At 58.0% G+C, this 21,795-nt stretch carries 19 protein-coding genes; 6 read left to right on the forward strand and 13 right to left on the reverse strand.

Going from position 1 to position 21,795, the window contains the following annotated elements; translation table 11 throughout:
- Nucleotides 1-7: 7 nt before the first annotated feature.
- The 7 genes from aroB to AACX99_RS00405 are packed head-to-tail and all read right to left on the reverse strand — an operon-like array spanning nt 8 to nt 6,627.
- Nucleotides 8-1,111, reverse strand: a complete 1,104-nt coding sequence (gene aroB, locus AACX99_RS00375) for a 3-dehydroquinate synthase (protein WP_339408871.1) — start codon at nt 1,109-1,111, stop codon at nt 8-10.
- 51 nt (nt 1,112-1,162) lie between these two features.
- A complete protein-coding gene (gene aroK, locus AACX99_RS00380; RefSeq protein WP_339408872.1) occupies nt 1,163-1,681 on the reverse strand; it encodes a shikimate kinase AroK in 519 nt (172 codons plus the stop codon).
- A gap of 4 nt (nt 1,682-1,685) precedes the next feature.
- Complete coding sequence (gene pilQ, locus AACX99_RS00385) at nt 1,686-3,797, reverse strand: type IV pilus secretin PilQ (protein ID WP_339408873.1); 2,112 nt, start codon at nt 3,795-3,797, stop codon at nt 1,686-1,688.
- Between the two features lie 55 nt (nt 3,798-3,852).
- Entirely contained in the window at nt 3,853-4,374 is a 522-nt protein-coding gene (gene pilP / locus AACX99_RS00390; protein ID WP_339408874.1) for a type 4a pilus biogenesis lipoprotein PilP, read from the reverse strand.
- On the reverse strand, nt 4,371-4,994 hold the full coding sequence (gene pilO, locus AACX99_RS00395; RefSeq protein ID WP_339408875.1) for a type 4a pilus biogenesis protein PilO: 624 nt from the start codon (nt 4,992-4,994) through the stop codon (nt 4,371-4,373). Before pilO ends, pilP begins: the two co-directional genes overlap by 4 nt.
- Complete coding sequence (gene pilN, locus AACX99_RS00400) at nt 4,994-5,563, reverse strand: type 4a pilus biogenesis protein PilN (protein WP_339408876.1); 570 nt, start codon at nt 5,561-5,563, stop codon at nt 4,994-4,996. The genes pilO and pilN overlap by 1 nt, the downstream gene beginning before the upstream one ends.
- A complete protein-coding gene (locus tag AACX99_RS00405) occupies nt 5,563-6,627 on the reverse strand; it encodes a pilus assembly protein PilM (protein WP_339408877.1) in 1,065 nt (354 codons plus the stop codon). Before AACX99_RS00405 ends, pilN begins: the two co-directional genes overlap by 1 nt.
- Nucleotides 6,628-6,811: 184 nt before the next feature.
- Here AACX99_RS00405 and AACX99_RS00410 point away from each other — a divergent pair, with 184 nt between their 5' ends.
- Nucleotides 6,812-9,226, forward strand: coding sequence for a penicillin-binding protein 1A (locus tag AACX99_RS00410; RefSeq protein ID WP_445261819.1), 2,415 nt, complete (start codon nt 6,812-6,814; stop codon nt 9,224-9,226).
- A gap of 97 nt (nt 9,227-9,323) precedes the next feature.
- Here the strand turns inward: AACX99_RS00410 and AACX99_RS00415 are convergent, their stop codons facing one another.
- From AACX99_RS00415 to rpmE, 4 genes are all read right to left on the reverse strand, one after another.
- The gene (locus AACX99_RS00415; protein ID WP_339408879.1) at nt 9,324-10,592 is read right to left on the reverse strand and encodes a malic enzyme-like NAD(P)-binding protein; all 1,269 of its coding nucleotides are present in this window, start codon (nt 10,590-10,592) and stop codon (nt 9,324-9,326) included.
- Nucleotides 10,593-10,694: 102 nt separating this feature from the next.
- On the reverse strand, nt 10,695-12,134 hold the full coding sequence (locus AACX99_RS00420) for a M48 family metalloprotease (protein WP_339408880.1): 1,440 nt from the start codon (nt 12,132-12,134) through the stop codon (nt 10,695-10,697).
- A complete protein-coding gene (locus tag AACX99_RS00425) occupies nt 12,131-12,931 on the reverse strand; it encodes a thermonuclease family protein (protein ID WP_339408881.1) in 801 nt (266 codons plus the stop codon). Before AACX99_RS00425 ends, AACX99_RS00420 begins: the two co-directional genes overlap by 4 nt.
- A gap of 26 nt (nt 12,932-12,957) precedes the next feature.
- On the reverse strand, nt 12,958-13,173 hold the full coding sequence (rpmE, locus tag AACX99_RS00430) for a 50S ribosomal protein L31 (RefSeq protein WP_275960444.1): 216 nt from the start codon (nt 13,171-13,173) through the stop codon (nt 12,958-12,960).
- A gap of 155 nt (nt 13,174-13,328) precedes the next feature.
- On the opposite strand from rpmE, the gene AACX99_RS00435 reads away from it, so the two are divergent.
- From AACX99_RS00435 to AACX99_RS00445, 3 genes are all read left to right on the forward strand, one after another.
- Entirely contained in the window at nt 13,329-15,548 is a 2,220-nt protein-coding gene (locus tag AACX99_RS00435) for a primosomal protein N' (protein WP_339408882.1), read from the forward strand.
- Between the two features lie 89 nt (nt 15,549-15,637).
- Nucleotides 15,638-17,017 carry an ATP-dependent RNA helicase DbpA gene (gene dbpA, locus AACX99_RS00440; protein ID WP_339408883.1) on the forward strand — a complete coding sequence of 460 codons (1,380 nt, stop codon included), beginning with the start codon at nt 15,638-15,640 and terminating at the stop codon, nt 17,015-17,017.
- Between the two features lie 61 nt (nt 17,018-17,078).
- Nucleotides 17,079-18,314, forward strand: a complete 1,236-nt coding sequence (locus tag AACX99_RS00445; RefSeq protein WP_339408884.1) for a diguanylate cyclase domain-containing protein — start codon at nt 17,079-17,081, stop codon at nt 18,312-18,314.
- Between the two features lie 31 nt (nt 18,315-18,345).
- Here the strand turns inward: AACX99_RS00445 and AACX99_RS00450 are convergent, their stop codons facing one another.
- Complete coding sequence (locus AACX99_RS00450; RefSeq protein ID WP_339408885.1) at nt 18,346-19,176, reverse strand: alpha/beta hydrolase family protein; 831 nt, start codon at nt 19,174-19,176, stop codon at nt 18,346-18,348.
- 136 nt (nt 19,177-19,312) lie between these two features.
- Here AACX99_RS00450 and AACX99_RS00455 point away from each other — a divergent pair, with 136 nt between their 5' ends.
- Nucleotides 19,313-20,311 (forward strand): GlxA family transcriptional regulator, encoded by a 999-nt coding sequence (locus AACX99_RS00455; RefSeq protein ID WP_339408886.1) that lies wholly within the window; start codon nt 19,313-19,315, stop codon nt 20,309-20,311.
- A 35-nt stretch (nt 20,312-20,346) separates the two neighbouring features.
- On the opposite strand, the gene AACX99_RS00460 is transcribed toward AACX99_RS00455, so the two are convergent.
- On the reverse strand, nt 20,347-21,084 hold the full coding sequence (locus tag AACX99_RS00460; RefSeq protein ID WP_339408887.1) for a substrate-binding periplasmic protein: 738 nt from the start codon (nt 21,082-21,084) through the stop codon (nt 20,347-20,349).
- Between the two features lie 138 nt (nt 21,085-21,222).
- Here AACX99_RS00460 and AACX99_RS00465 point away from each other — a divergent pair, with 138 nt between their 5' ends.
- Nucleotides 21,223-21,705, forward strand: a complete 483-nt coding sequence (locus tag AACX99_RS00465) for a GNAT family N-acetyltransferase (protein WP_339408888.1) — start codon at nt 21,223-21,225, stop codon at nt 21,703-21,705.
- Nucleotides 21,706-21,795 lie beyond the last annotated feature (90 nt).

Genomic DNA, 21,795 nt, shown 5'->3' on the forward strand with positions numbered 1-21,795 from the left:
ACACTCGTTAATTTTTAAGCTGAGCCAGCTGCGCCGCATAGTCTGCGCTCAGCGTGGCATTCAAAATTTCCCGGGGAAAATCACCGGTTACAACCGCCTCACCCAAACCGCGCAACAACACCAGGCGCAGCTTTCCATCGAGAACCTTCTTGTCGACCGCCATATGCTCCATAAAATCCTCAGGCGTCATATTCGCGGGAGGAACAACCGGCAAACCGGCAGCGACAAACAGCCTAACGACCCGCTCACGCTCAGCCGCGCTAATCCAGCCCAAACGCTCGGACATATCCAACGCCATAACGGTGCCAGCCGCCACCGCCTCACCATGTAGCCAGACACCATAACCCTGATGCGTCTCGATGGCATGGCCAAAGGTGTGACCAAGATTCAAGGTAGCGCGCACCCCCGACTCACGCTCATCGGCCGCGACAACGCGAGCCTTGGCGGAACAGGAATGAGCGATTGCTGCAGTCAGCGCCTCCTGATCAAGGGCACGCAATGCAGACATATGTTCCTCAAGCCAGAAGAGGAATGGCTCATCGCAGATCAGCCCGTACTTGATCACCTCGGCCAAACCTGCAGACAGCTCACGCGCAGGCAAGGTAGCCAGCGTAGCGGTATCGATCAGCACTGCTTGCGGCTGGTAGAAGGCACCTACCATGTTCTTGCCCAACGGATGGTTGATACCGGTTTTGCCACCAACCGATGAATCAACTTGCGACAGCAACGTGGTTGGCACCTGGATAAAGTTCACACCGCGCTGATAACAGGAGGCTGCAAACCCCGCCATATCGCCAATCACCCCGCCACCCAAAGCAATCACCGTCGTGCGCCGATCATGCCTCGCGCCCAGCAATCCATCAAAAACCAACTGCAGGGTTTCCCAGGTCTTATAACTCTCGCCATCAGGCAAAATCACAGAGGTAATGGCATAGCCTGCGAGCGACTGCTCAAGCGCAGCAAGATAAAGGGGGGCAACTGTCTCATTGGTCACTATCGCGACTTGCCGACCGACAACATGGGCCGCCAACAAATCAGCACGAGCCAACAGTTCGGCACCGATATAGATCGGGTAGCTACGTTCACCAAGATCGACATGAAGAGTTTGCATAAAGCCCCCAGTTTACAAAGGGGCCTAGGATAGCGCAGTTCAGCCTGCGCTTTAACGGGGAGAAAGCGCCTCAAGACGCTCAAGGATCTCTTGCACCACCAGACGAGGCGGACGCTCGTCGGTTTCAATCACTACATCAGCGATTTCACGGTAAAGCGGATCACGAACCGCCAGCAGCTCAGCCAAAACCTTACCTGGATCAGCAGCGCGCAATAACGGACGATTACGATCACGCGACGTGCGATCAACCTGCTGCTCAACAGAGGCATGCAAGTAGACCACATGACCACCGCGCCTTAGAGCAACACGGTTCTCTGCCCGCATCACCGCGCCGCCACCGGTAGCCAAGACCATACCGTCAACATCACAAAGTTCTGCGATTACCGCCTGCTCACGCTCACGAAAACCCTGCTCACCTTCAACATCAAAGATCCAGGGAATATCTGCACCCGTACGCTGCTCAATCTCTTTATCGGAGTCTTTGAAAGGCAACCGCAACTCTTTAGCAAGCAAACGCCCAATGGTGCTTTTACCAGCGCCCATCGGGCCAACGAGAATCAAGTTTTGCACTGAGTCAACGGCTCACCGCAATGGCTTGAGTGTTCATTATCCTTGGGGTAAGGAAAATCAAAAGCTCTGCTTTATTATCCTGAATAATATCGCGGCGGAACAGCCGCCCTAGATAAGGCAGGTCCCCAAGAAAAGGCACTTTCTCTACACCTTTAGTCTGTGTATTTGAGAAAACCCCACCAAGTACGATTGTCTCGCCGTCGCTTACGAGAACCTTAGCATTAACCTCGTTTTTGTTAATCGGCGGCACACCATTAACTGCCCGCGCAAAATCAGGAGCATCTTTAGTGACTTTAACCTCCATGATAATTCTATTATCTGGAGTAATTTGCGGAGTAACTTCCAACGACAACGCAGCTTCTTTAAATGAGGTAGTACTGGCGCCACTGGAGCTTGCTTCTTGATAGGGAATTTCAGAGCCCTTCAATATCTTTGCAGTCTCCTTATCAGAGGTGACAACCTTAGGCTGAGAAATTATCTCGCCGTTACCAGTCTTCTCCATAGCAGACAACTGCAAGTCAAGAACGACATTACTGCCCAGATAGCCGATCCCAATACCAGAAGTGCTGCTTGCAACCCCCATATCCACAAAGGGCAAGTAAGCCAAACCATCATCTACGGTAGTATCCCCTATCTTGTCAGTCCCTAGAACCATGCGCTGACCAGTATCCTTATCAAAGATTTGCGCCCCATCTTTGCCGCTTACATCCCACCGCCCGCTTCTTGCCCCCCCTCCCCAACGCACACCAAGCGCTTTATCATAGTCCACATTCGCCTCGACAATCCGGGCCTCAATCATTACTTGGCGTACGGCCACATCAAGCTGCGCGATAATGCGGCGCAACTCATCGAGCCGTTCCTGTGTTTGGTAAGCAATAATACTATTAGTCCTATCATCCACAGTAATAGAACCGCGATCGGAGACAGAACCATCAGCGCTAGCCACTGATTGGAAAAGTTTGGCCATATCAGAAGCTTTAGCATAATTAACTTGAATAAGCTCACGACGCAAAGGAGCCAAATCTGCAACCTGTTTCTTTGACTCAAGCTCTTGACGCTCACGCGCTGCTATCTCGTCAGCTGGCGCTACTAGCAAGACATTGCCAACCTTACGCTTATCTAAACCTTTTGTTTTCAGTACCAGATCCAAAGCTTGATCCCACGGTACATTTTGCAGGCGAAGTGTAATGTTTCCAGCCACCGTATCACTGGCAACTAAATTCAGATCAGTAAAGTCTGCAATTAGCTGCAGAACAGAGCGAACATCAATATCTTGGAAATTAAGAGATAGCTTCTCACCGGTATAGGAAAAACTATCAATCTTACGTTGCTCTGCCTCATCCTGTGTCAACGGCTTTACGCTAACAGTAAGCTTGTTATCCGTCTGATACGCTAAATAATCATAAATACCTGAGGGCTCTATAAGAATACTTGCCTTATCAGCAGAGCCCGTGGCGCTAACAAATTGCACAGGGGTAGCGAAGTCCTTCACATCAAGCTTTACCCGAAGCGATTCAGGCAGCTGTGTTTTTGAGAACTCTAAGCGAATTTTACCGCCCTGATCTTGAATATCGGGACTGACAGAGGAGTCAGACAATGTGATTACAATATTGCCCTCACCAAGCTCTCCACGCTGAAAATCTATATTGCTAATTGCACTTTCTTGAGACGCATACTTTTTGATTGGCGCAGACACAACAGGTGCTGCCGAGGAAGCGCTTGAAGCTGTGCTGCTAACACCTTCACCAACAACCACAAAAAGGTTATTACCCTCGGAACGAGTGCTGTATGGAGAAAGGCTCGTAAGGTTTATTATAAGCCGCGTACGATCTTTTGCCTCAACAACGGTAACGCTTCGCGCATTCCCAACCCCCAACTCCCTAGTCTTGGCACCTAATTTGTTTGATACGCCCGGCAAGTCAAGCGCGATACGCGCCGGTTGCTCGATCGTGTACCCTCGAGGAGCGAGCACAGGCTCATCAAAGGTTAATTTCAACTCGACACGATCTCCCGGCAATGAAGCAACATCAAGCGACTGAAGGTCTGCGGCCATCAGCGCCGGCGCAAAAAGTGCAGCAAGAAGAGAAAGCCCCAAAAACGAAGGGGATGTGTTCATAATCATATTCCACTGAGCAGATCGGTTATTTATTTTCATATTCATTCCGCTCCGATTAAGAGCGCTCCTTAAGGGATAAGCTGCGCGGCCGCTCCAACCAGCCGCCTTCGCCATCTGGAACGATTTCAATCACATCAATTTTTGACTCGTCTATAGCAAGTATCCGACCATGATTACGGCCGAGATAATCACCTACCCGAACCCGATGGACGCCACCGGCACCACTCACCAGCGCAAAAGCGCCAGAGTCGTTAGCCAAGGTACCTACCATTACAAATGCTTCAATATTAAAACCTTCAAGAAACTGCTTTGTGCGCGTTTCATCAGGCTTTACATCTTTAGAACCTTTTTTCCGATCAGCCATTTCCAATTTAACCGGGGGCTGAAACGGGTTTCTCAGCGCAGAGGCGCTATATGTAAAGCTTTCATAAGGCTGAAATTTTGGCAGCGGTTCAATTTCACCCTTGGGGCGGGCGCGCACCTCATCCATATAACTTTGAAGGTCTGAAAAATCACCGCCACCGCAGCCAGACAAAACTGCTATCGAGAAAACCAATAAAGACCTGGAAAGCATCATTGCGCCCCTCCCTTGTCATTATATCGATAAGTCTTAGCCAAAATGCTCATTCGCAGTTTAGATGAACTATCTTCATTAGCCGAAACCAGATTAAAATCATGCAATGTTACAATTCGCGGAAGACTTGCAACACCACTGACAAAGGTCGCCAAGTCGTGATACGCGCCCACCACTGTAATCTGTATTGGAAGCTCTATATAGAACTGCTGGGCAGCTTCTGGCAGCAGCTTAATTTCTTCAAACTCCAAACCACTACCCAGCCCCGTGCGAGTTATATCCTCTAACAGCCCGGGAACCTCGGTATCACTTGGCAGCTGTTTCAAAAGCGCACCAAACGAGACCTCCATCTCCTGCATTTGCTCTTTATAAGCATCAAGATTTGCAGCCTGAAAAGCTTTACTTGAAAACTGCTCCTTGAGAGATACTTCCTCGGCCTTCTTACCCTCTAGCTGAACCTGTAAGTCTTTAAGGTGAAAGCTATAACCCAAGACAATGACTGCAACTAACAGGAGGACACCCACAATAAACTTTACTGCTGCAGGCCACGAGCCAACATTATTAATGTCAAGATCACTTAAATCAATTTTCCGCAGGCTTTCTAAAGAATCGTTAAGGCTCATTATTTAGCCTCCTCTTCTACAAGCCCGGGCTGAGTTTGCTGCACGCTTAACTGAAAGACATTAGCCTGATCAACTGCACCGGCCGTTACAGACTTAACTTCAGTAAGGTTTGGCGCCGTCAACCATTCCGACGCGTCTAAATTTCGCATCAGGTTTGACACGCGATTGTTAGACTCAGCAGCGCCAACAATAGCGATATTTTTTGCGGTCATTTTCACCCCAGTGAAATGAACCCCATCAGGTAAGGTTCTAACTAATTGATCGAAGATACGGCCAATAATCGGTCGATTACCTTGCAAATCTTGAATAATCTTCATTCGCTCTAGAAGCTGCTGGCGACGAGTTTTCAACTCACTGATTTCTTTGATACGCGCATCCAGAACAGCTATTTCCTTACGTACAAATTCATTCCGCGCACTCTGCTGCTCTATCGCCCCACTAAAGTATTGATCGCCAAGAAGTACAGTTCCTGCCGCAACAATAAACACGCCCGCAAGCGTCACCAAAAAGCGCTGTTTGCGCTCTTCGCGCAGTTGCTCGCGCCAGGGTAGAAGGTTAATCCGCGCCATTAGTCGAAACTCCTCATCGCCAGACCACAGGCAATCATCAAGGCCGGCGCATCACTGGCGAGCGCACCGGCGTTGACCTTGCCACTCAGCGCCATTTCAGCGAATGGGTTGGCAACCAATGTTTGGGTGCCTATTTTTTGCTGAATCAAACGATCAAGATCGGGAATCGACGCGGTACCACCAGCCAACAGGATGTAATCGACATCATTGAACTGACCGGCAGCAAAGAAGAACTGCAACGAGCGTGCAACCTGCTGAACCACGGCCTCTTTAAATGGCTGCAGCACTTCGCTGTCATAGTCGTCTGGCAAACCGCCCTGCTTTTTCGCAAGTCCCGCCTCTTCGACGGACAGGCCATAGCGGCGCTGAATTTCTTCAGTTAATTGTTTGCCGCCAAACAGCTGCTCACGGGTATAGATAGTGCGACCGTTGTGCAGGACGCTGAGTGTGGTCATGGTCGCACCAATATCGACAACCGCTACGGTCAGCTCATCACGACCACCACCCAGCTGATCGATCAACAGACCGTATGCACGCTCAAGTGCATAGGCTTCGACATCAACCACCTTGGCGGTAAGCCCGGCGAGCGCCAGAGCGGCTTCGCGGACTTCAACGTTCTCCTTGCGGCAAGCGGCAAGCAGCACTTCGACACGATCAGCATTGCGCGCAGAGGCGCCCTGCACTTCAAAATCGATAGCAACTTCTTCCAGAGGATAAGGGATGTACTGGTCGGCCTCGATCTTCAGCTGATTCTCCAGCTCATCATCGGAAAGCCCGGCTTCCATTTCGATGGTCTTGGTAATCACTGCAGAACCCGCCACCGCCACCGCGACGGTTTTCACACCGCTCTTGGCTTTGGCGAGCACGCGCGCGAGCGCTTGCCCCACTCCCTCTAGCTCGGCAATGTTTTTTTCAACCACCGCGTTTGGCGGGAGCGGCTCGACTGCGTAAGCCTCTACCTTGTAGCGGCTTCCGGAGCGGCTCAATTCGAGGAGCTTGACGGAGGTCGAACTGATATCGATCCCGAGTAGCGTATTCGCTTTCTTATTGAAGAGCCCTAGCACGACCGATTTCCTATTGGCATCCGCGACTTACGGACTATTTATGTTTTTTCACATTAAATAACAGTCTTGACAGAAGCGCAAATGGCTACCCAGCAAAAAAACCGCTTATAATGTGATCAGTTTTTCTCTTTTAACCTTGTGTTTCGCTTAACCCGTTCTTTTATCTGGAAATCCAAAAATCTTGATGCGTCTTTTACGTTTTTTTTGCTGGTCTTGCCTCGCCGCTTTTTGTGGCCTGGTACTCAGTTTCAGCGGGGCCTTCCTCTATCTTAGCCCTAGCCTTCCATCCGTCGAATCTTTGCGCAGCATCCAGCTGCAGATTCCTCTGCGGGTCTACAGCAGCGACGCCAAGCTGATTGCTGAATTCGGTGAAATGCGCCGCTCGCCAATCGCCTTTGCGGAAATCCCCCCGGACTTCATCAGCGCTTTGCTGGCAGCCGAAGACGACAACTTTGCCAACCATTATGGCGTCGACCTTACCAGCCTGATGCGCGCTGCAACGCAAATCTTGAAAAGCGGGCAAATTCAAACCGGCGGCAGCACCATTACCATGCAAGTGGCGAAGAACTTCTTTCTGACCAGCGAAAGAAGTTTCACCCGCAAGATCAACGAGATACTTCTGGCCCTACAGATTGAACGAGAGCTCAGTAAGAACGAAATCCTTGAGCTTTATGTCAACAAGATTTACCTAGGCAATCGCGCCTACGGTATCGAAGCAGCGTCACAGGTTTATTACGGCAAATCCATACGTGAGGCCAGCCTTGCACAAATGGCAATGATTGCCGGCCTACCGAAAGCCCCATCACGCTATAACCCCCTGGCCAATCCAGCACGCTCAATGGAGCGCCGAGACTGGATTCTTGGGCGCATGTACGGCCTCGGCCGCATCGACAAGCAGCGCTATGAAGAAGCCCTGGCTGAACCCATCAACGTCAGCTACCACGTGCCGGCACCGGAACTGGCAGCACCCTATATAGCCGAAATGGCACGCGCAGAAATGGTCGGCCGCTACGGCAGCGAGGCTTACACCGATGGTTTCAACGTCACCACTACGGTATCCAGCGACCTACAGCTCGCGGCCAACTCGGCAGTCCGCGAGGGATTGATCGCTTATGACCAGCGCCACGGCTATCGCGGGCCGGAAAGTCGCTTGCCGGGTATGACCAAGGAGAACTGGCAAGCCGCGCTGAGCAAGCAAACCTCTCTCGGCGGCCTGGAGCCAGCCATTGTTACTGCCGTAGAAAAAAGTGGAATTATGGTCCTGCTGCGAAACGGCGAAGAACACGCCGTGGCCTGGGACAGCATGAAATGGGCGCGACCGTTTCTGAATACCAATAGCCTCGGCCCTCGCCCACAGCAGCCTGCCGATGTCAGCCAGATCGGTGACCTGATCCGCGTGCAGAGCCAGGAAGACGGCAGCTTGCGCTTTGTTCAGCTGCCGGCGGCGCAGAGCGCCCTGGTCTCGCTGGACCCGAACAACGGCGCCATTCGCGCGCTGGTAGGTGGTTTCTCCTTCGAGCAAAGCAATTACAACCGCGCCGCGCAGGCCAAGCGCCAGCCAGGCTCAAGCTTCAAACCCTTTGTGTACAGCGCCGCGCTGGATAACGGCTACACAGCCGCCACGCTGGTGAATGACGCGCCGATTGTGTTCGCCGACGATGCGCTGTCGCAGGTATGGCGACCGAAGAATGACAACAACACCTTCCTCGGCCCGATCCGCCTGCGCGAAGCCCTGTACCGCTCGCGTAACCTGGTGTCGATTCGCCTATTACAGGACCTCGGCATTGCCAACACCTTGAGCTATATCGAGCGCTTTGGCTTTGAGACGAAGGACCTGCCGCCCAATCTGTCTCTGGCGCTGGGCACCGCGAGCCTCACACCAATGGAAATTGCCGAGGGCTGGAGTGTGTTTGCTAGCGGCGGCTACAAAACCGAGCCTTACCTGATCGAACGAATCGAGGACCGCACCGGCAAGCAACTATTTAATGCAAGCCCCGCGCAAACCCCCACCGGCATAGCTCAACGCGCAGAACAGAGCAGCGCCTTGCAACTCAGCGTTGGCGACCAGCCACTGCCGCCTGAACCGGTGCTTGCCGAACAGATCATCGATGAGCGCACCGCGTACATCATGACCAGCATGCTCCAGGACGTGATCAAGCGCGGCACTGGTCGCCGTGCCATGGCCCTGGGCCGCGATGACCTGGCGGGCAAAACCGGCACCACCAACGAGTCGAAAGACAGCTGGTTCTCCGGCTATAACGCCGACTACATCACCACCGTCTGGGCCGGATTCGACCAACCGGAAAGCCTTGGCCGCAATGAATACGGCGGCACAGTGGCCCTGCCGATTTGGATGAGCTACATGGGCGCCGCGTTGAAGGACAAGCCCAGCCACATACTGGCCGAACCCGAAGGCCTGCTGACCTTGCGCATCGATCCACACAGCGGCCGTGCAGCAACACCCGATACACCGGAAGCCTATTTCGAGCTGTTCAAGAGTGAGGACTCGCCACCACCCATGGGCGAGTTTGAGCCTGGCATGTACATCCCGGGCAGCCCGCTGCCTGCCGATGAAGCAGCGCCAATCGACCTGTTTTGAGGCCTCTTGCGGCAGATGCATGACGCCTGGCATAGCCAAAATAGCGCCAATAAAAAACCCGCCGTAGCGGGTTTTTTATTGCTCTTGAGCTAAGCGCTTAGCCGTTGAACACGTCGTTTACCGACTGCAGCGGGTAATGCTTCGGATATGGCAGCGTCGCCACACCGCTTTCAATCGCAGCCTTGGCCACAGCATCGCAGACCACAGTAATCAGACGCGGGTCCATCGGCTTCGGAATGATGTACTCACGGCCGAACGACAGGGCAATGCCGCCGTAGGCGTCACAGACCTCCTGAGGAACTGGCAGCTTGGCCAAGTCACGCAGGGCCAGGGCTGCAGCGATCTTCATCTCTTCGTTGATACGCGTGGCGCGAACGTCCAGGGCACCACGAAAGATGAACGGGAAGCCCAGCACGTTGTTGACCTGGTTCGGGTAGTCGGAACGACCGGTGGCCATGATCACGTCATTACGCACTTCATGGGCCAGCTCCGGTTTGATTTCCGGGTCAGGGTTGGAGCAGGCGAACACAATCGGGCTCGGCGCCATGCGCTTGAGGTCTTCCGGCGCCAGCAGGTTGGCACCCGACAGGCCGACAAATACGTCAGCACCGTCCAGCGCATCAGCCAGGGTGCGCTTGTCGGTTTCGCTGGCGAATACCGCCTTGTACTGGTTCAGATCGTCGCGGCCGGCGTGGATCACGCCTTTGCGGTCGATCATAAAGATGTTCTCGACCTTGGCGCCCATGCTCACCAGCAGCTTCATGCAGGAGATTGCTGCAGCGCCAGCACCCAGGCATACGATCTTGGCCTCTGGCAAGGTCTTGCCGGCGATTTCCAGGGCGTTGAGCATGCCGGCGGCGGTGACGATCGCGGTGCCATGCTGGTCATCGTGGAACACTGGAATGTCGCACTGTTCGATCAGCGTGCGTTCAATTTCAAAGCACTCAGGTGCTTTGATGTCTTCCAGATTGATGCCACCAAAGGTGATCGAGATACGGCGTACGGTGTCGATAAAGGCCTGCGGGCTCTCGGACTCGACTTCGATATCGAATACGTCGATACCGGCAAAGCGCTTGAACAGCACGCCTTTGCCTTCCATCACCGGCTTGGAAGCCAGCGGGCCGAGATCGCCGAGACCGAGAATCGCGGTACCGTCGGAAATGACTGCCACCAGGTTGCCTTTGCCGGTGTAGCGGTACGCCAGCTCCGGATCACGCGCGATTTCGCGCACAGGCTCAGCGACGCCCGGGCTGTAAGCCAAGGACAGATCGCGTGCGGTTGCGGTGGGCTTGGTTAGCTCGACACTCAGCTTACCCGGACGGGGTTTGGCGTGATATTCGAGAGCGGCTGTTTTCAAATCAGACATGTTGGCATTTCCGCTTTGGGCTGTTGAACAGGCAGGCGGCCGAGGATACGCAAGTTGTATACAGCTGCACAAGACTGGCAAGTCCGGATGGGCACGCGGGCCCTAGCGCACGACCTTCAGCCAGTCGCCAGCACGCGGCTGACCTGTCGGGTAGAGGTTATTCAATAGGCGCAGAGTCTTCAGCGCGTCACCTGGCAACTTGCTGCCCTTGGCCAGCGCTTCAATGGTCTGCCCCGGCTTGACCTTGACCATTTGCAGGCGCAGCGGCTGCGCCTGCTGGTACTCGGCACTGGTCATCGGCCGGAAGCTTTTGATCACGCTGAGAAACTGCTCATCGTGGCTTTCCAACGAGGCGCGACCACGCACCGCACCAACAAACAGGTAAACCCGCGCACCCTGCTGGATAACCGCCACGCGCTTGGCGGCATTGCCTGGAATCACCGCGCTGTAACCCGTGAGGCCAGCCTGCTGCAACTCGACTCCGGCCACCAGCCGTTGACCGCCGACGCGCTGGCGCAGCAGCTCAGCCGGCGTCAGGTTCTGTGGGTTATCTTCCAGGGTCATGGCAATAAACGCCTGCTGATCGGCGGTGTGACCAATCAGCGCATCCGGGCGATTGAGCAAGCTCCAGCCCTGGGGAAACGCCAGGGTAAAGTTCAGATCGGCGTGATAGAAGCGCTGGCCACGACGCACGCCAGTTTCGGCAGAATCACCGAAGGGCAAACCTTCCAGTCGCTTGAGAAAGACCTCGCGATTGACCTCCTGCTGGCCGGTGGCCAAGGCCCGCGCAGGGCCTAGTACCTGCTGCAAACGCCGGTCGTTATCCGGATGGGTATCGAACAACCCGTGGTAACCGCCGGCCGGCTGCGCCTCACCGCTCGCTGCAGCCTGGTCGCGGGCGAAGTCTTCCTGATTTTTCAGCACCTTGACCACTTCGATCATCGCCTGCGGGTCATAGCCGCTGCGGGCCAGATACTGCGCGCCGAGACCGTCAGCCTCCAGCTCCATATCGCGGCCATAGCCCCGCACAAAGGCGCTGCCCAGCACGCCGGTGACATCGGCAGCGGCACCCACGCCGGTACCAATCGCCACGGCCTGGCCCAGCAAGCCCCAGGCGGTGGACTGGCTTTGCTGCTGCACGCTGTGCCGCGCGGTAACGTGGCCCACCTCGTGGCCGAGCACGGCGGCCAGTTCGGCTTCCGAGCTGAGGTAGGCCAGCAGTCCGCGATGGATATAGATGTAGCCGCCCGGCAGGGCAAAGGCGTTGATATCGGGGCTGTCGACCACGGTGAACTGATAGGCCAGCTGGTTGCGGTGGCTGTGTTTGGCCACCCGCTCACCGACCTGCTGCACATAGGCCTGCAGCTTCTCGTCGGCGTAGCGCGGGTTCTGCTTGAGGATTTCCTGGTTGTAGCGGCGGCCGAGGTCGAGTTCCTGCTGCTCGCTCATCATCACAAAGTTGCTGCGGCCGGTGGCCGGGTTGACTGCGCAACCCACCAACTGCAGCAGCAGGACGAACACCGTCATTACGCGCAAGATCATGGCAACACCTCCAACATGGCCTTATCGGTCAGCGGCAGCATCCAGCGCGCCTGCCCCGCGCGTAAGCCGCCACGCTTGGAGCGGTCGATCACCCAACCGCGGGCCTCGACCTTGCGACCTTCAAGGCCTTGGACAGCACGCAGATCAAAATTGCCCAACGCACGCGGGGCGATATGCAGCACCAGCGAATCACCCATTTCCAACCACAGCCCGCCGCCATTGCGCTCGACACGTTCGACCTGGCCCTGCAGCAGGGCAAAACCGCCGCTATTCAACTGTACAGCGGCTTGCACCGGCGAGCGCTGCCAGAGCCCGGCACGTGCCTGCCGCGCACTGCGCTCGGCGGCTTGCTGACACGGCACCAGCGCCAGATTGGGCGCGACAGCCACCAGATAGCCCAAGCCCTCGGCCAGCAACTGCGCCTCCAGATTGCGACCACGGTCGTCGTAGGCATGCGCCAGAGTGCGTCCGTAGTGATCCTTGGTCTGTTTGCCGTACTGCAATGAAACGCGCTCATCGCTGGCCGCTACCAGGGCTTGCAAGCGCTTGCGAGCGGCTTCGGCGAAAGGCTCGGCAGAGCGGCCTTGGCGACCCATTTCCGGACTGTTCAAACCGATCAAGCGCACATTGCGCCCATCGACCAGACGCAGGGTGTCGCCATCCACCACCCGTTGCACCTTGGCACTGGGCAACTTGCCGGGGGCCGGGCAAAACGCCAGGGCGGTGCCGGCATAAACGCCGAAAACGAAAAAGGCGCCCACTAGGGACGCCTTTTTCAGTAGCGCGGGGAAACCCATCAGGGCCTCCGTCGCTGCGCGCAAGCTTACTGCTTGGCGCCGAACATGCCGAAACGCTGCTTGAAGCGATCAACACGGCCGCCGGTATCCAGCATTTTCTGCTTGCCGGTGTAGAACGGGTGGCACTCGTTGCACACGTCCAGGCTCAGTGGCTTGGCCAGGGTGGAGCGAGTTTCGATCACGTTGCCACAGCTGCAGGTGGCGGTGATGGCTACATAGTTCGGGTGGATATCGGCTTTCATGGTGATTCCTCAGGACTGTCGTGCCGCCACCAGACACTATTGTCAGGTACCGCACGGAATTAGGCCGGCGATAATACCAGAGCACCGCAGCGACGCAAGGCCGGCCGTCGACTGGCTGCATGCTAAGATCGCGCCCTTCCAGCTGGAGCCCTTGCGTGCCCGACGTCATTCTGCGCCTTGCCCTGCCCTCGCCACTGCGCCGCCTGTTCGACTACCGTGCCCCGCCCGGTGTGCCGCGCAGCGCATTGCAGCCGGGCGCGCGGCTGCGTGTGCCGTTTGGTCGGCGCGAGATGATCGCCATCCTGATCGAGGTGACGGATCGCAGCGAGGTGCCGGCGGACAAACTCAAGCCCGCCCTGCAACTGCTCGACGCCCAGTCGCCGCTGCCGCCCGCGCTGTTCAAGCTGTGCCTGTGGACCGCGCAGTACTACCAGCACAGCCTCGGCGACACCCTGAGCTGGGCGCTACCGGTGTTGCTGCGCCAGGGCGAGCCGGCGGAAGTGCGTCAACAGCGCTTCTGGTCGGTCACTGAAGGCGCGCAGTTCGATGATCCACGCCTGAGCCGCGCGCCGCGCCAGCGTGATGCGCTGAAGACCCTGGCCCAGCACCCCCACGGCGTCGCCCATGCGCTGTTGAGCAAGCTGCAACTGAACAAGGACAGCCTCGACCTGCTGCTGGAAAAGGGTCTGGTCAAGGTCGAAGTACGCCGCCATGCGCCAAGCGAGCGCCACGCCAACTGGCTGGCGCAGCCGGAACTGCCACTGAATGCCGAACAGCGCGCAGCCAGCGAGACGATCCGCGCCGGCGCAGACAGTTTCAAGGCTTTTCTTCTCGCTGGCGTTACCGGCAGTGGCAAGACCGAGGTCTACCTGCAGCTGATCCGCGAAACCCTGGAGGCCGGCAAGCAGGCCCTGGTGCTAATCCCCGAGATCAACCTCGGCCCGCAGACTCTGGCGCGTTTCGAGCAGCGCTTCAACGCGCGTATCGCCCTGCTGCATTCGGCAGTGAATGACCGCGAACGTCTAGACGCCTGGCTGGCGGCGCGTGATGGCGAGGCCGACATCATCATCGGCACCCGCTCGGCGCTGTTCACCCCGATGCAGCGGCCGGGCCTGATCATCATCGATGAGGAACACGACGCCTCCTATAAACAGCAGGAAGGCCTGCGCTACCACGCCCGCGATCTGGCGGTGGTGCGCGCCCATCAGGAGAACATCCCGATTGTCCTGGGATCGGCCACGCCCTCGCTGGAGAGCCTGCACAACGCTCACAGCGGCCGTTACGCCATGCTGCACCTGCGTGAGCGCGCCGGCGGCGCCAAGCAGCCACGCTTTCTGCGCCTGGATGTAAAAAGCCGGCCGCTGGACTCCGGCATCTCCGGCCCCATGCAGCAGGCCATCGGGCAAACCCTGCAGGCCGGCCAGCAGGTGCTGGTGTTCCTTAACCGTCGCGGCTTCGCTCCCACCCTGCTGTGTCACGACTGCGGCTGGCTGTCGGAATGCCCGCGCTGCGACGCGCGGATGACCGTGCACCAGCGCTCGCGCGAGCTGCGCTGCCATCACTGCGGCCACGTCGAGCGCCAGCCGAGCAACTGCCCGAAGTGCAACAACGTCGACTTGCGCCCGGTCGGTGCTGGCACCGAGCGCGCCGAAGAACGCCTGGAGATTCTCTTCCCCGGCGTACCGGTATTGCGCGTCGACCGCGACAGCACCTCGCGCAAGGAGGCCATGACCACCCTGTTCAACACCGTGCAACGCGGCGAACCGTGCATCCTGGTCGGCACACAGATGCTCGCCAAGGGCCACCACTTCCCGCGCGTGACCCTGGTGGCGATCCTCGATGCCGATGGCGGGCTGTTTTCCGCGGATTTTCGCGCCAGCGAGCGCATGGCTCAGCTGATCGTCCAGGTCGCCGGACGTGCCGGTCGCGCCGAAGAGCCGGGCAAGGTGATTATCCAGAGCCACCTGGCCGACCATCCTCTATTGGTGCAACTGTCCGAACAGGGCTACTTCGCCTTCGCCGAACAGGCCCTCAGCGAACGGCGCAGTGCTGGCCTGCCGCCGTTCTGCCACCTCGCCCTGCTACGCGCCGAGGCGCACAAGCCCGGCCAGGCCGAAGGCTTTCTCGACGACGCCTGCAGCGAAGCCGAGCTGTTATTGAACGAGCTGAAACTCAGCGGCATCGAACTGCTCGGCCCGGTGCCCGCGCCGATGGAACGCCGCGCCGGCCGCTACCGCGCGCAGTTGTTGGTGCAGGCCAACGCCCGCGCGCCGCTGCACCGCCTGCTCAATACCTGGATGTACGCGTTGGAACAGATGCCCAGCGGCCGCGCCGTGCGCTGGTCGCTGGATGTTGACCCCATCGATCTGTTCTAGCCACCCGCAAAGACCGGCTGACCGTTAGAGCTAAGCCGCTCCAGCTAGCCTGTTACACTGCACGCCATTTCGTTTAGCAGGCCTGTACCGTGACCAACACCGCTTTCTCTTCTCTGCCGCTTTCCGCCGCCATGCTGGCGAACCTCGAGTCCCTCGGTTACACCGAGATGACCCCGATTCAGGCGCAGAGCCTGCCGGTAATGCTCAAGGGCATGGACCTGATCGCCCAGGCCAAGACCGGCAGCGGCAAGACCGCCGCCTTCGGTATCGGCCTGCTCAACCCGCTCAATCCGCGCTTCTTCGGTTGCCAAGCGCTGGTGATCTGCCCGACCCGTGAGCTGGCCGATCAGGTGGCCAAAGAACTGCGTCGCCTGGCGCGCTCCGCCGACAACATCAAGATTCTGACTCTGTGCGGCGGCGTGCCGTTTGGCCCGCAGATCGGCTCGTTGGAGCACGGCGCGCAGATCATCGTCGGCACCCCGGGGCGCATCCAGCAGCACCTGAGCAAGGGCACGTTGAAGCTCGACGGTCTGAACACCCTGGTGCTCGACGAAGCCGACCGCATGCTCGACATGGGGTTCTATGACAGCATCGCCGAAATCATCAGCCAGACCCCGACGCGCCGGCAGACCCTGCTGTTCTCGGCCACCTACCCAAGCGGGATCAAGCAGCTGTCCGCGACCTTTATGCGCGACCCGCAACAGGTCAAAGCCGAGGCCATGCACGACGATACGCAGATCGAGCAGCGCTTCTACGAGATCGCCCCGGAAGAGCGCATGGACGCGGTGGTCAAGCTGCTCAACTGCTACCGACCGCAATCCTGTGTGGCCTTCTGCTTTACCAAGCAGCAGTGCCAGGAAGTGGTCGACCACCTGACCGCCAAAGGCATCTCGGCTGCCGCGCTGAACGGCGACCTGGAACAACGCGACCGTGATCAAGTGCTGGCGATGTTTGCCAACCGCAGCCTGTCCGTACTGGTGGCCACCGATGTAGCCGCGCGCGGCCTGGATATCGATGCGCTGGACATGGTGATCAACGTCGAACTGGCGCGTGACTCGGAAATTCATATTCACCGCGTCGGCCGTACCGGTCGTGCCGGTGAAAAGGGCCTGGCCATGAGCCTGGTTGCCCCCGCCGAAGGCCATCGCGCCCAAGCCATTGAAACGCTGCAAAGGGCGCCGCTCAACTGGCATCCGCTGAGCAGCCTGAAACACCAGGGCGGCGCGCCGTTACAGCCGCCAATGATTACCCTGTGCATCGGCGCCGGGCGCAAAGACAAACTGCGCCCCGGCGATATTCTCGGCGCACTGACTGGCGCTGCGGGCATCCCTGGCGCGCAGGTCGGTAAGATCGCGATCTTCGACTTCCAGGCCTATGTGGCCGTCGAGCGCGTTGTTGCTATGCAGGCACTCAAGTGCCTCAGTGAAGGCAAGATCAAGGGCCGCTCGCTGCGTATTCGTACCCTATAGTTTCCGCATGAGCTAAATAGACGGCTGCATTGACGCGGCCAGCGACAGAGGAGTAGCCCCCTTGCGCAATATTCTGGTGATCGAAGACAGCCCGCTGGTGCTGAAAATTCTCGAACATCTGTTTCGCAAGGAGAGCGGTTTTCAGCCGATTTTCTGCGCCTCCATGGGCGAAGCCCAGGTGATGCTGGAAACCTCGGCCGAGCTGTTCTTCGCCGCCATCGTCGACCTCAACCTGCCAGACGCCCCGGATGGTGAGATCGTCGATGTGGTGATGGGCTATCACCTGCCGTGCATCGTGCTCAGTGGCACCTATAACGAGCAGCGCCGTGACCAGATGCTGCTCAAGGGCGTGGTCGACTACGTGCTCAAGGAAAGCCAGCACTCCTACGAGTACGCCTTCCGCCTGCTGCACCGCCTGGAAAGCAACAGCGAAGTGAAGATCCTCATAGCCGAGGACTCCGACGCCACCCGCCATTACATCCGCCACGTGCTGACCCCGCATCGCTACCAGATTCTTGAAGCCTGCGACGGCGACGACGCCCTGCGCATCCTCAAGGAGCAGCCGGATATCGACTTGCTGGTGGTCGACCACAGCATGCCGGGGCTGAGCGGTTTCGACCTGGTCAAACTGCTGCGGCAAAAGATGAAGCGCCACGAACTGATCATTCTCGGCCTCTCGGCCGACGTAAAGGGCTCGCTCAGCGCCAAATTTATCAAGCACGGCGCCGATGATTTTCTGCGCAAACCCTTCTGCCCGGAAGAGCTGAACTGCCGGGTGATGTCGACCCTCGAACGCCGCGACCTGCTGCGTGCACTGAAACAAGCGGCACAGTTCGATGCCCTGACCGGCCTAAATAATCGCCGCGCCTTTTATGAGCATGGCCAGCAATTGTTCCAGCAGGCCCGCTCGGGCGGCCGCGACCTTAGCGTGGCAATGCTCGACCTGGATTTCTTCAAACGGATCAACGACGAACATGGCCACGCCAGCGGCGACGCAGCGCTGATCGCCTTCTCTCGCGCATTTTCCGCCGCCTTCCCCGACGCCCTGCTCGGCCGCCTGGGCGGCGAAGAATTTGCCATGGTCAGCCAGCAGGACGCCGCAACCCTCAGCGACACCCTCGACCAGCTGCGCGCACACTGCGCCAATCTGAAATACGCCATCGGCGCACCGCCCCTGTCCTTCAGTGCGGGCATCTACCATGGCGCCCCGGACGACCTGGAAAGCCTGCTGCACCAGGCCGACCTGCGCCTGTATCAGGCCAAGAACCAGGGCCGCGGGCGCAACTGCTGGCAGTAACGCAGCAATAGAAAGCCACGCTGCTCCGCCATCAAGACGCCAGGCGTTGCGCCTGCAGATGCTTATCCAGAAACCCGATGACACGCTGCGCATAGCTCTGCGGCTGCGCGGCGTAGGCATGAGTATGCTCGGCCCCCGGCACCTGCCAGAACTCCACGGCGGTTTTGCCCTGCAAAGCCTGCAGCAGCAACTTGCCGTCTTTGACCGGGGTAAGCTCATCGGCCTCGCCGTAAATCAGCAACAGCTCGGGGCGGCCCACCAGGCGCTGCGCGGCGTAGGTGGGGCGCAAGCTGCGCTCACCGGCGGGATACACCAGCTTGGACAGCTGGATACCCAGCTTGGGAATGGGGTAACGCGACCAGAAGTGCAGCAGGGTCGGAAAGGCTGATTCCAGCACCGCCACCTTGAACGGATGATCAGGCTGCGCCAACGCGCACAGGCTCATGGCCGCGCCCATGGAAGCACCGAGTACCGCAACGGGTAGCGCCGGGTACTGCACCTGCAGCGCCTGGCCAGCGGCAAGCACATCCAGCGGGTAATCCATAGTGGTCGAGGTGCTTTCGCCGAAGCCGTTCAAGTCAAACAGCATCACGTGATAGCCCGCCTGGCGCAGCAGCTCGGCATGCCCGTACTTTATCCAGAAGCCCTTGGCCGCCACGCCCATGGGGTGCGCCAGCAACACTGCGCCTTTGGCCTGCGCGGTGTGCGCCGCAGCCAGCAGCGCAGAGATGCGCGCACCCGACTGGCTATCGACGGTCAGGCGCTGCCACTGGCTCTGCTCAACATTTTCCGGCCAGCGCCAGGGCCGCACAAAGCGGCCGAAGAAAGGCTTTTTGAACAGTCGGTATGCCGTGTTCTTCATGCTGGAAATCCCTGTGTTATCGATGATCGGAAGCTGATAAGCACAGACTAGAGCGCACGCATGGCTGCCTCTATGGGCAGAAATGACATATAACATGCGATTTTTATCAGTACGCCCCGCAGACCGGAGAGTAGCAATGCGCGTCACCGTCCTGATGGCCGATCACTGCTCCTCTACCAGCGTGGCCGCGACCCTGGAGTTCTTCGCAACCGCCAATGTGTTGCACCACTATGCGACCGAGAAAAGCGCGAGCCATGAACTCGGCCAGGCACCGCTGTTCACCCTGCAAACCGCGTCAATCGATGGCCACAGCGTGGCCTGCACCGGCGGCCTGCGACTGACCCCAGACAAAGCCCTGGATGAGGTACACAACCCGCAGCTGATTATCGTGCCCGGCTTTATGTTCAACATTCTCGGCGTGCTGCCCGGCCTGGGCAGAATGGTCGAATGGCTGCAACTGCAGCACCAGCAAGGCAGCTATATCGCCAGCATGTGCACCGGTGCGTTTGTCACCGCCCAGGCCGGGCTGCTGGATGGGCGCTGCGCCACCACGCACTGGCTGTTCAGCGAACAATTCACGCGACGCTTCCCCAAGGTGAAGTTACAACCCGAGCGCACCGTGACGGATGACGGCCAGGTGCTGTGCTCGGGAGGCTCCACAAGCGGCAGCGACCTGCTGCTGCACCTGATCCGCAAATTTTCCTCACCCCAGCTGGCTGCCGAATGCGCGAAGAAGCTGCTGGTCGATGTCGCCGTGCGCAGCCAAACCCCCTACGCCAGCACCACCTTCAAGAAAAACCATACCGACGCCGAGATTCTCAAGATCCAGGTCTGGCTGGAGCATCGCCTGGCGCAGGGCATTGTTATGGAGCAGGTGGCTGAGGCGTTCTGCTTGAGCATGCGCAACTTTATCCGCCGGTTCAAAGCCGCCACTGAGCAAACGCCCATTGAGTATTTGCAGAATTTGCGTATCGAGCGGGCCAAGTTCTTATTGGAAAGCAGCCAGCAAGCCTTTGACCAGATCACCCTGCAGGTGGGCTATGACGACGGCAACTCCTTTCGGCGCCTGTTCAAACAACGGGTGGGACTTACGCCTAGTGCGTATCGCAAACGCTTTGAGAATGTACGCCCGTGATCAGCGCAACATGACCCAGAATTGACAGCAACGCTTTACAAGCCGTGACGCTTAAAGATCTGCGCATAGCTGCCATCGGCACGCATTTCCTCAATCGCCTTGTTGAAGGCATCGGCAATCTGCTGATGCTGCGGATGTTTGCGGCTGACCAGGATATGTAGGCCGTTCTCGCTTAACGGCTGCGGTAGAAATTCCAGCTGATCGCGAATCCCGACCAGGCCGCGGCTTAGGTGATAACGCGCTACCAGTTCATCTTCCAGGGTCAACTGCACCCGCCGTGCCTGCAGCATGCGTGCGCCCACCTCAAAGCCGACCACGCCGACCTTGGTCAGCCGGCTGTCCTGATCAAACTCATTGGAATAGGCATAACCGCGCACCACGGCAATGCTGTAGGGGTACAGATCGGGCAACTGCTTGAAGCTGATCTGACTGCCCTTACGCTGCAGAAAGCGGATGCGGTTGATTAAGTAAGGCTGCGAGTAATGACCAAACACCGCCCGCTCATCGGTGTACCAGGCATTGATCAGCACATCATAGATGTCCTGCTGCAACCCCCGCACCGCGCGCTCCCAAGGTACCTGAGCGTAACTGGTGGTGTAGCCGGCGCGCGTCAGGGCAGTGGTCACCAGGTCGGATGCCACGCCGTTGTTTAGCAGCGACTGGTCATTGAATGGCGGCCAGGGATCGGCCACCAACCGCAAGGTTTCTGCAGCATGGCCATATATAGGTGCCAACAGCACCCACGACAGCAGGCAGGCACGCAGTCCATTCATCAACGGCGGTTCCAGAGCAAGCGGAAAACTAATCCTAGCTGCCACAGCGTTTTTTGACAGCGCAGTCATAGCCGCGAACATCCCGGAAGCTACTCTGTGCAGGCAACAATCCACCGCGGCAAACAGGAGTTCCGCCACATGGCGCCACAACAACCCCTACGCATTCACGATGCCGCAGATGCTGATCTAGAAAGGTTGCAGCGCATCGGCTGCGATACCTACCGTGAGCATTTCAGTGGAATCTGGACGCCCGCGGGGATGCAGCGCTTTCTTTCCGTTGATTTTTCAAGCGAGAACCTAGCCAGCTCGCTCGCGGCGACGGACCAGCATCTATGGCTACTGGCCGAGGACGCGGCCGGCAATACTCAGGGCTTTGCCAAACTCAACTGGAACAGCCGCATGCCACTGCATAACGCAGTGGGCGCAGAACTGCAGAAGATCTATCTGCTCAAGTCCGCGACCGGCAAAGGCTATGGCATGCAGTTACTGAGGGTTATCTGTGAGCGTGCTTCAGCACGCCAACAAGAGCGGCTGTGGCTGGATGTTGCGCGGCACAAGCCTTCTACTCACGCTTCGGTTTCCATGCCTGCGGCGAAATTCCATTCAGTACCGACCTGCTAGATATTGGCATGCAGGTAATGACCTACAACCTCAGGTCCCGCCCGCAAGCGCACCCGACAACTTGCAGTTAAGATGCGCGCTGTTCTGCGC

The sequence above is a fragment of the Pseudomonas sp. EA_35y_Pfl2_R5 genome, from assembly GCF_963970805.1.
Classification (GTDB): Bacteria; Pseudomonadota; Gammaproteobacteria; order Pseudomonadales; family Pseudomonadaceae; genus Aquipseudomonas.

Bases quoted from the DNA above. Each gene is read 5' to 3' on its own strand.
- aroB (WP_339408871.1), bottom strand. From the start codon at position 1,111: ATGCAAACTCTTCATGTCGATCTTGGTGAACGTAGCTACCCGATCTAT.
- pilQ (WP_339408873.1), bottom strand. From the start codon at position 3,797: ATGAACACATCCCCTTCGTTTTTGGGGCTTTCTCTTCTTGCTGCACTT.
- pilP (WP_339408874.1), bottom strand. From the start codon at position 4,374: ATGATGCTTTCCAGGTCTTTATTGGTTTTCTCGATAGCAGTTTTGTCT.
- pilO (WP_339408875.1), bottom strand. From the start codon at position 4,994: ATGAGCCTTAACGATTCTTTAGAAAGCCTGCGGAAAATTGATTTAAGT.
- pilN (WP_339408876.1), bottom strand. From the start codon at position 5,563: ATGGCGCGGATTAACCTTCTACCCTGGCGCGAGCAACTGCGCGAAGAG.
- AACX99_RS00410 (WP_445261819.1), top strand. From the start codon at position 6,812: ATGCGTCTTTTACGTTTTTTTTGCTGGTCTTGCCTCGCCGCTTTTTGT.
- AACX99_RS00415 (WP_339408879.1), bottom strand. From the start codon at position 10,592: ATGTCTGATTTGAAAACAGCCGCTCTCGAATATCACGCCAAACCCCGT.
- AACX99_RS00420 (WP_339408880.1), bottom strand. From the start codon at position 12,134: ATGATCTTGCGCGTAATGACGGTGTTCGTCCTGCTGCTGCAGTTGGTG.
- AACX99_RS00425 (WP_339408881.1), bottom strand. From the start codon at position 12,931: ATGGGTTTCCCCGCGCTACTGAAAAAGGCGTCCCTAGTGGGCGCCTTT.
- rpmE (WP_275960444.1), bottom strand. From the start codon at position 13,173: ATGAAAGCCGATATCCACCCGAACTATGTAGCCATCACCGCCACCTGC.
- AACX99_RS00450 (WP_339408885.1), bottom strand. From the start codon at position 19,176: ATGAAGAACACGGCATACCGACTGTTCAAAAAGCCTTTCTTCGGCCGC.
- AACX99_RS00455 (WP_339408886.1), top strand. From the start codon at position 19,313: ATGCGCGTCACCGTCCTGATGGCCGATCACTGCTCCTCTACCAGCGTG.
- AACX99_RS00460 (WP_339408887.1), bottom strand. From the start codon at position 21,084: ATGAATGGACTGCGTGCCTGCCTGCTGTCGTGGGTGCTGTTGGCACCT.
- AACX99_RS00465 (WP_339408888.1), top strand. From the start codon at position 21,223: ATGGCGCCACAACAACCCCTACGCATTCACGATGCCGCAGATGCTGAT.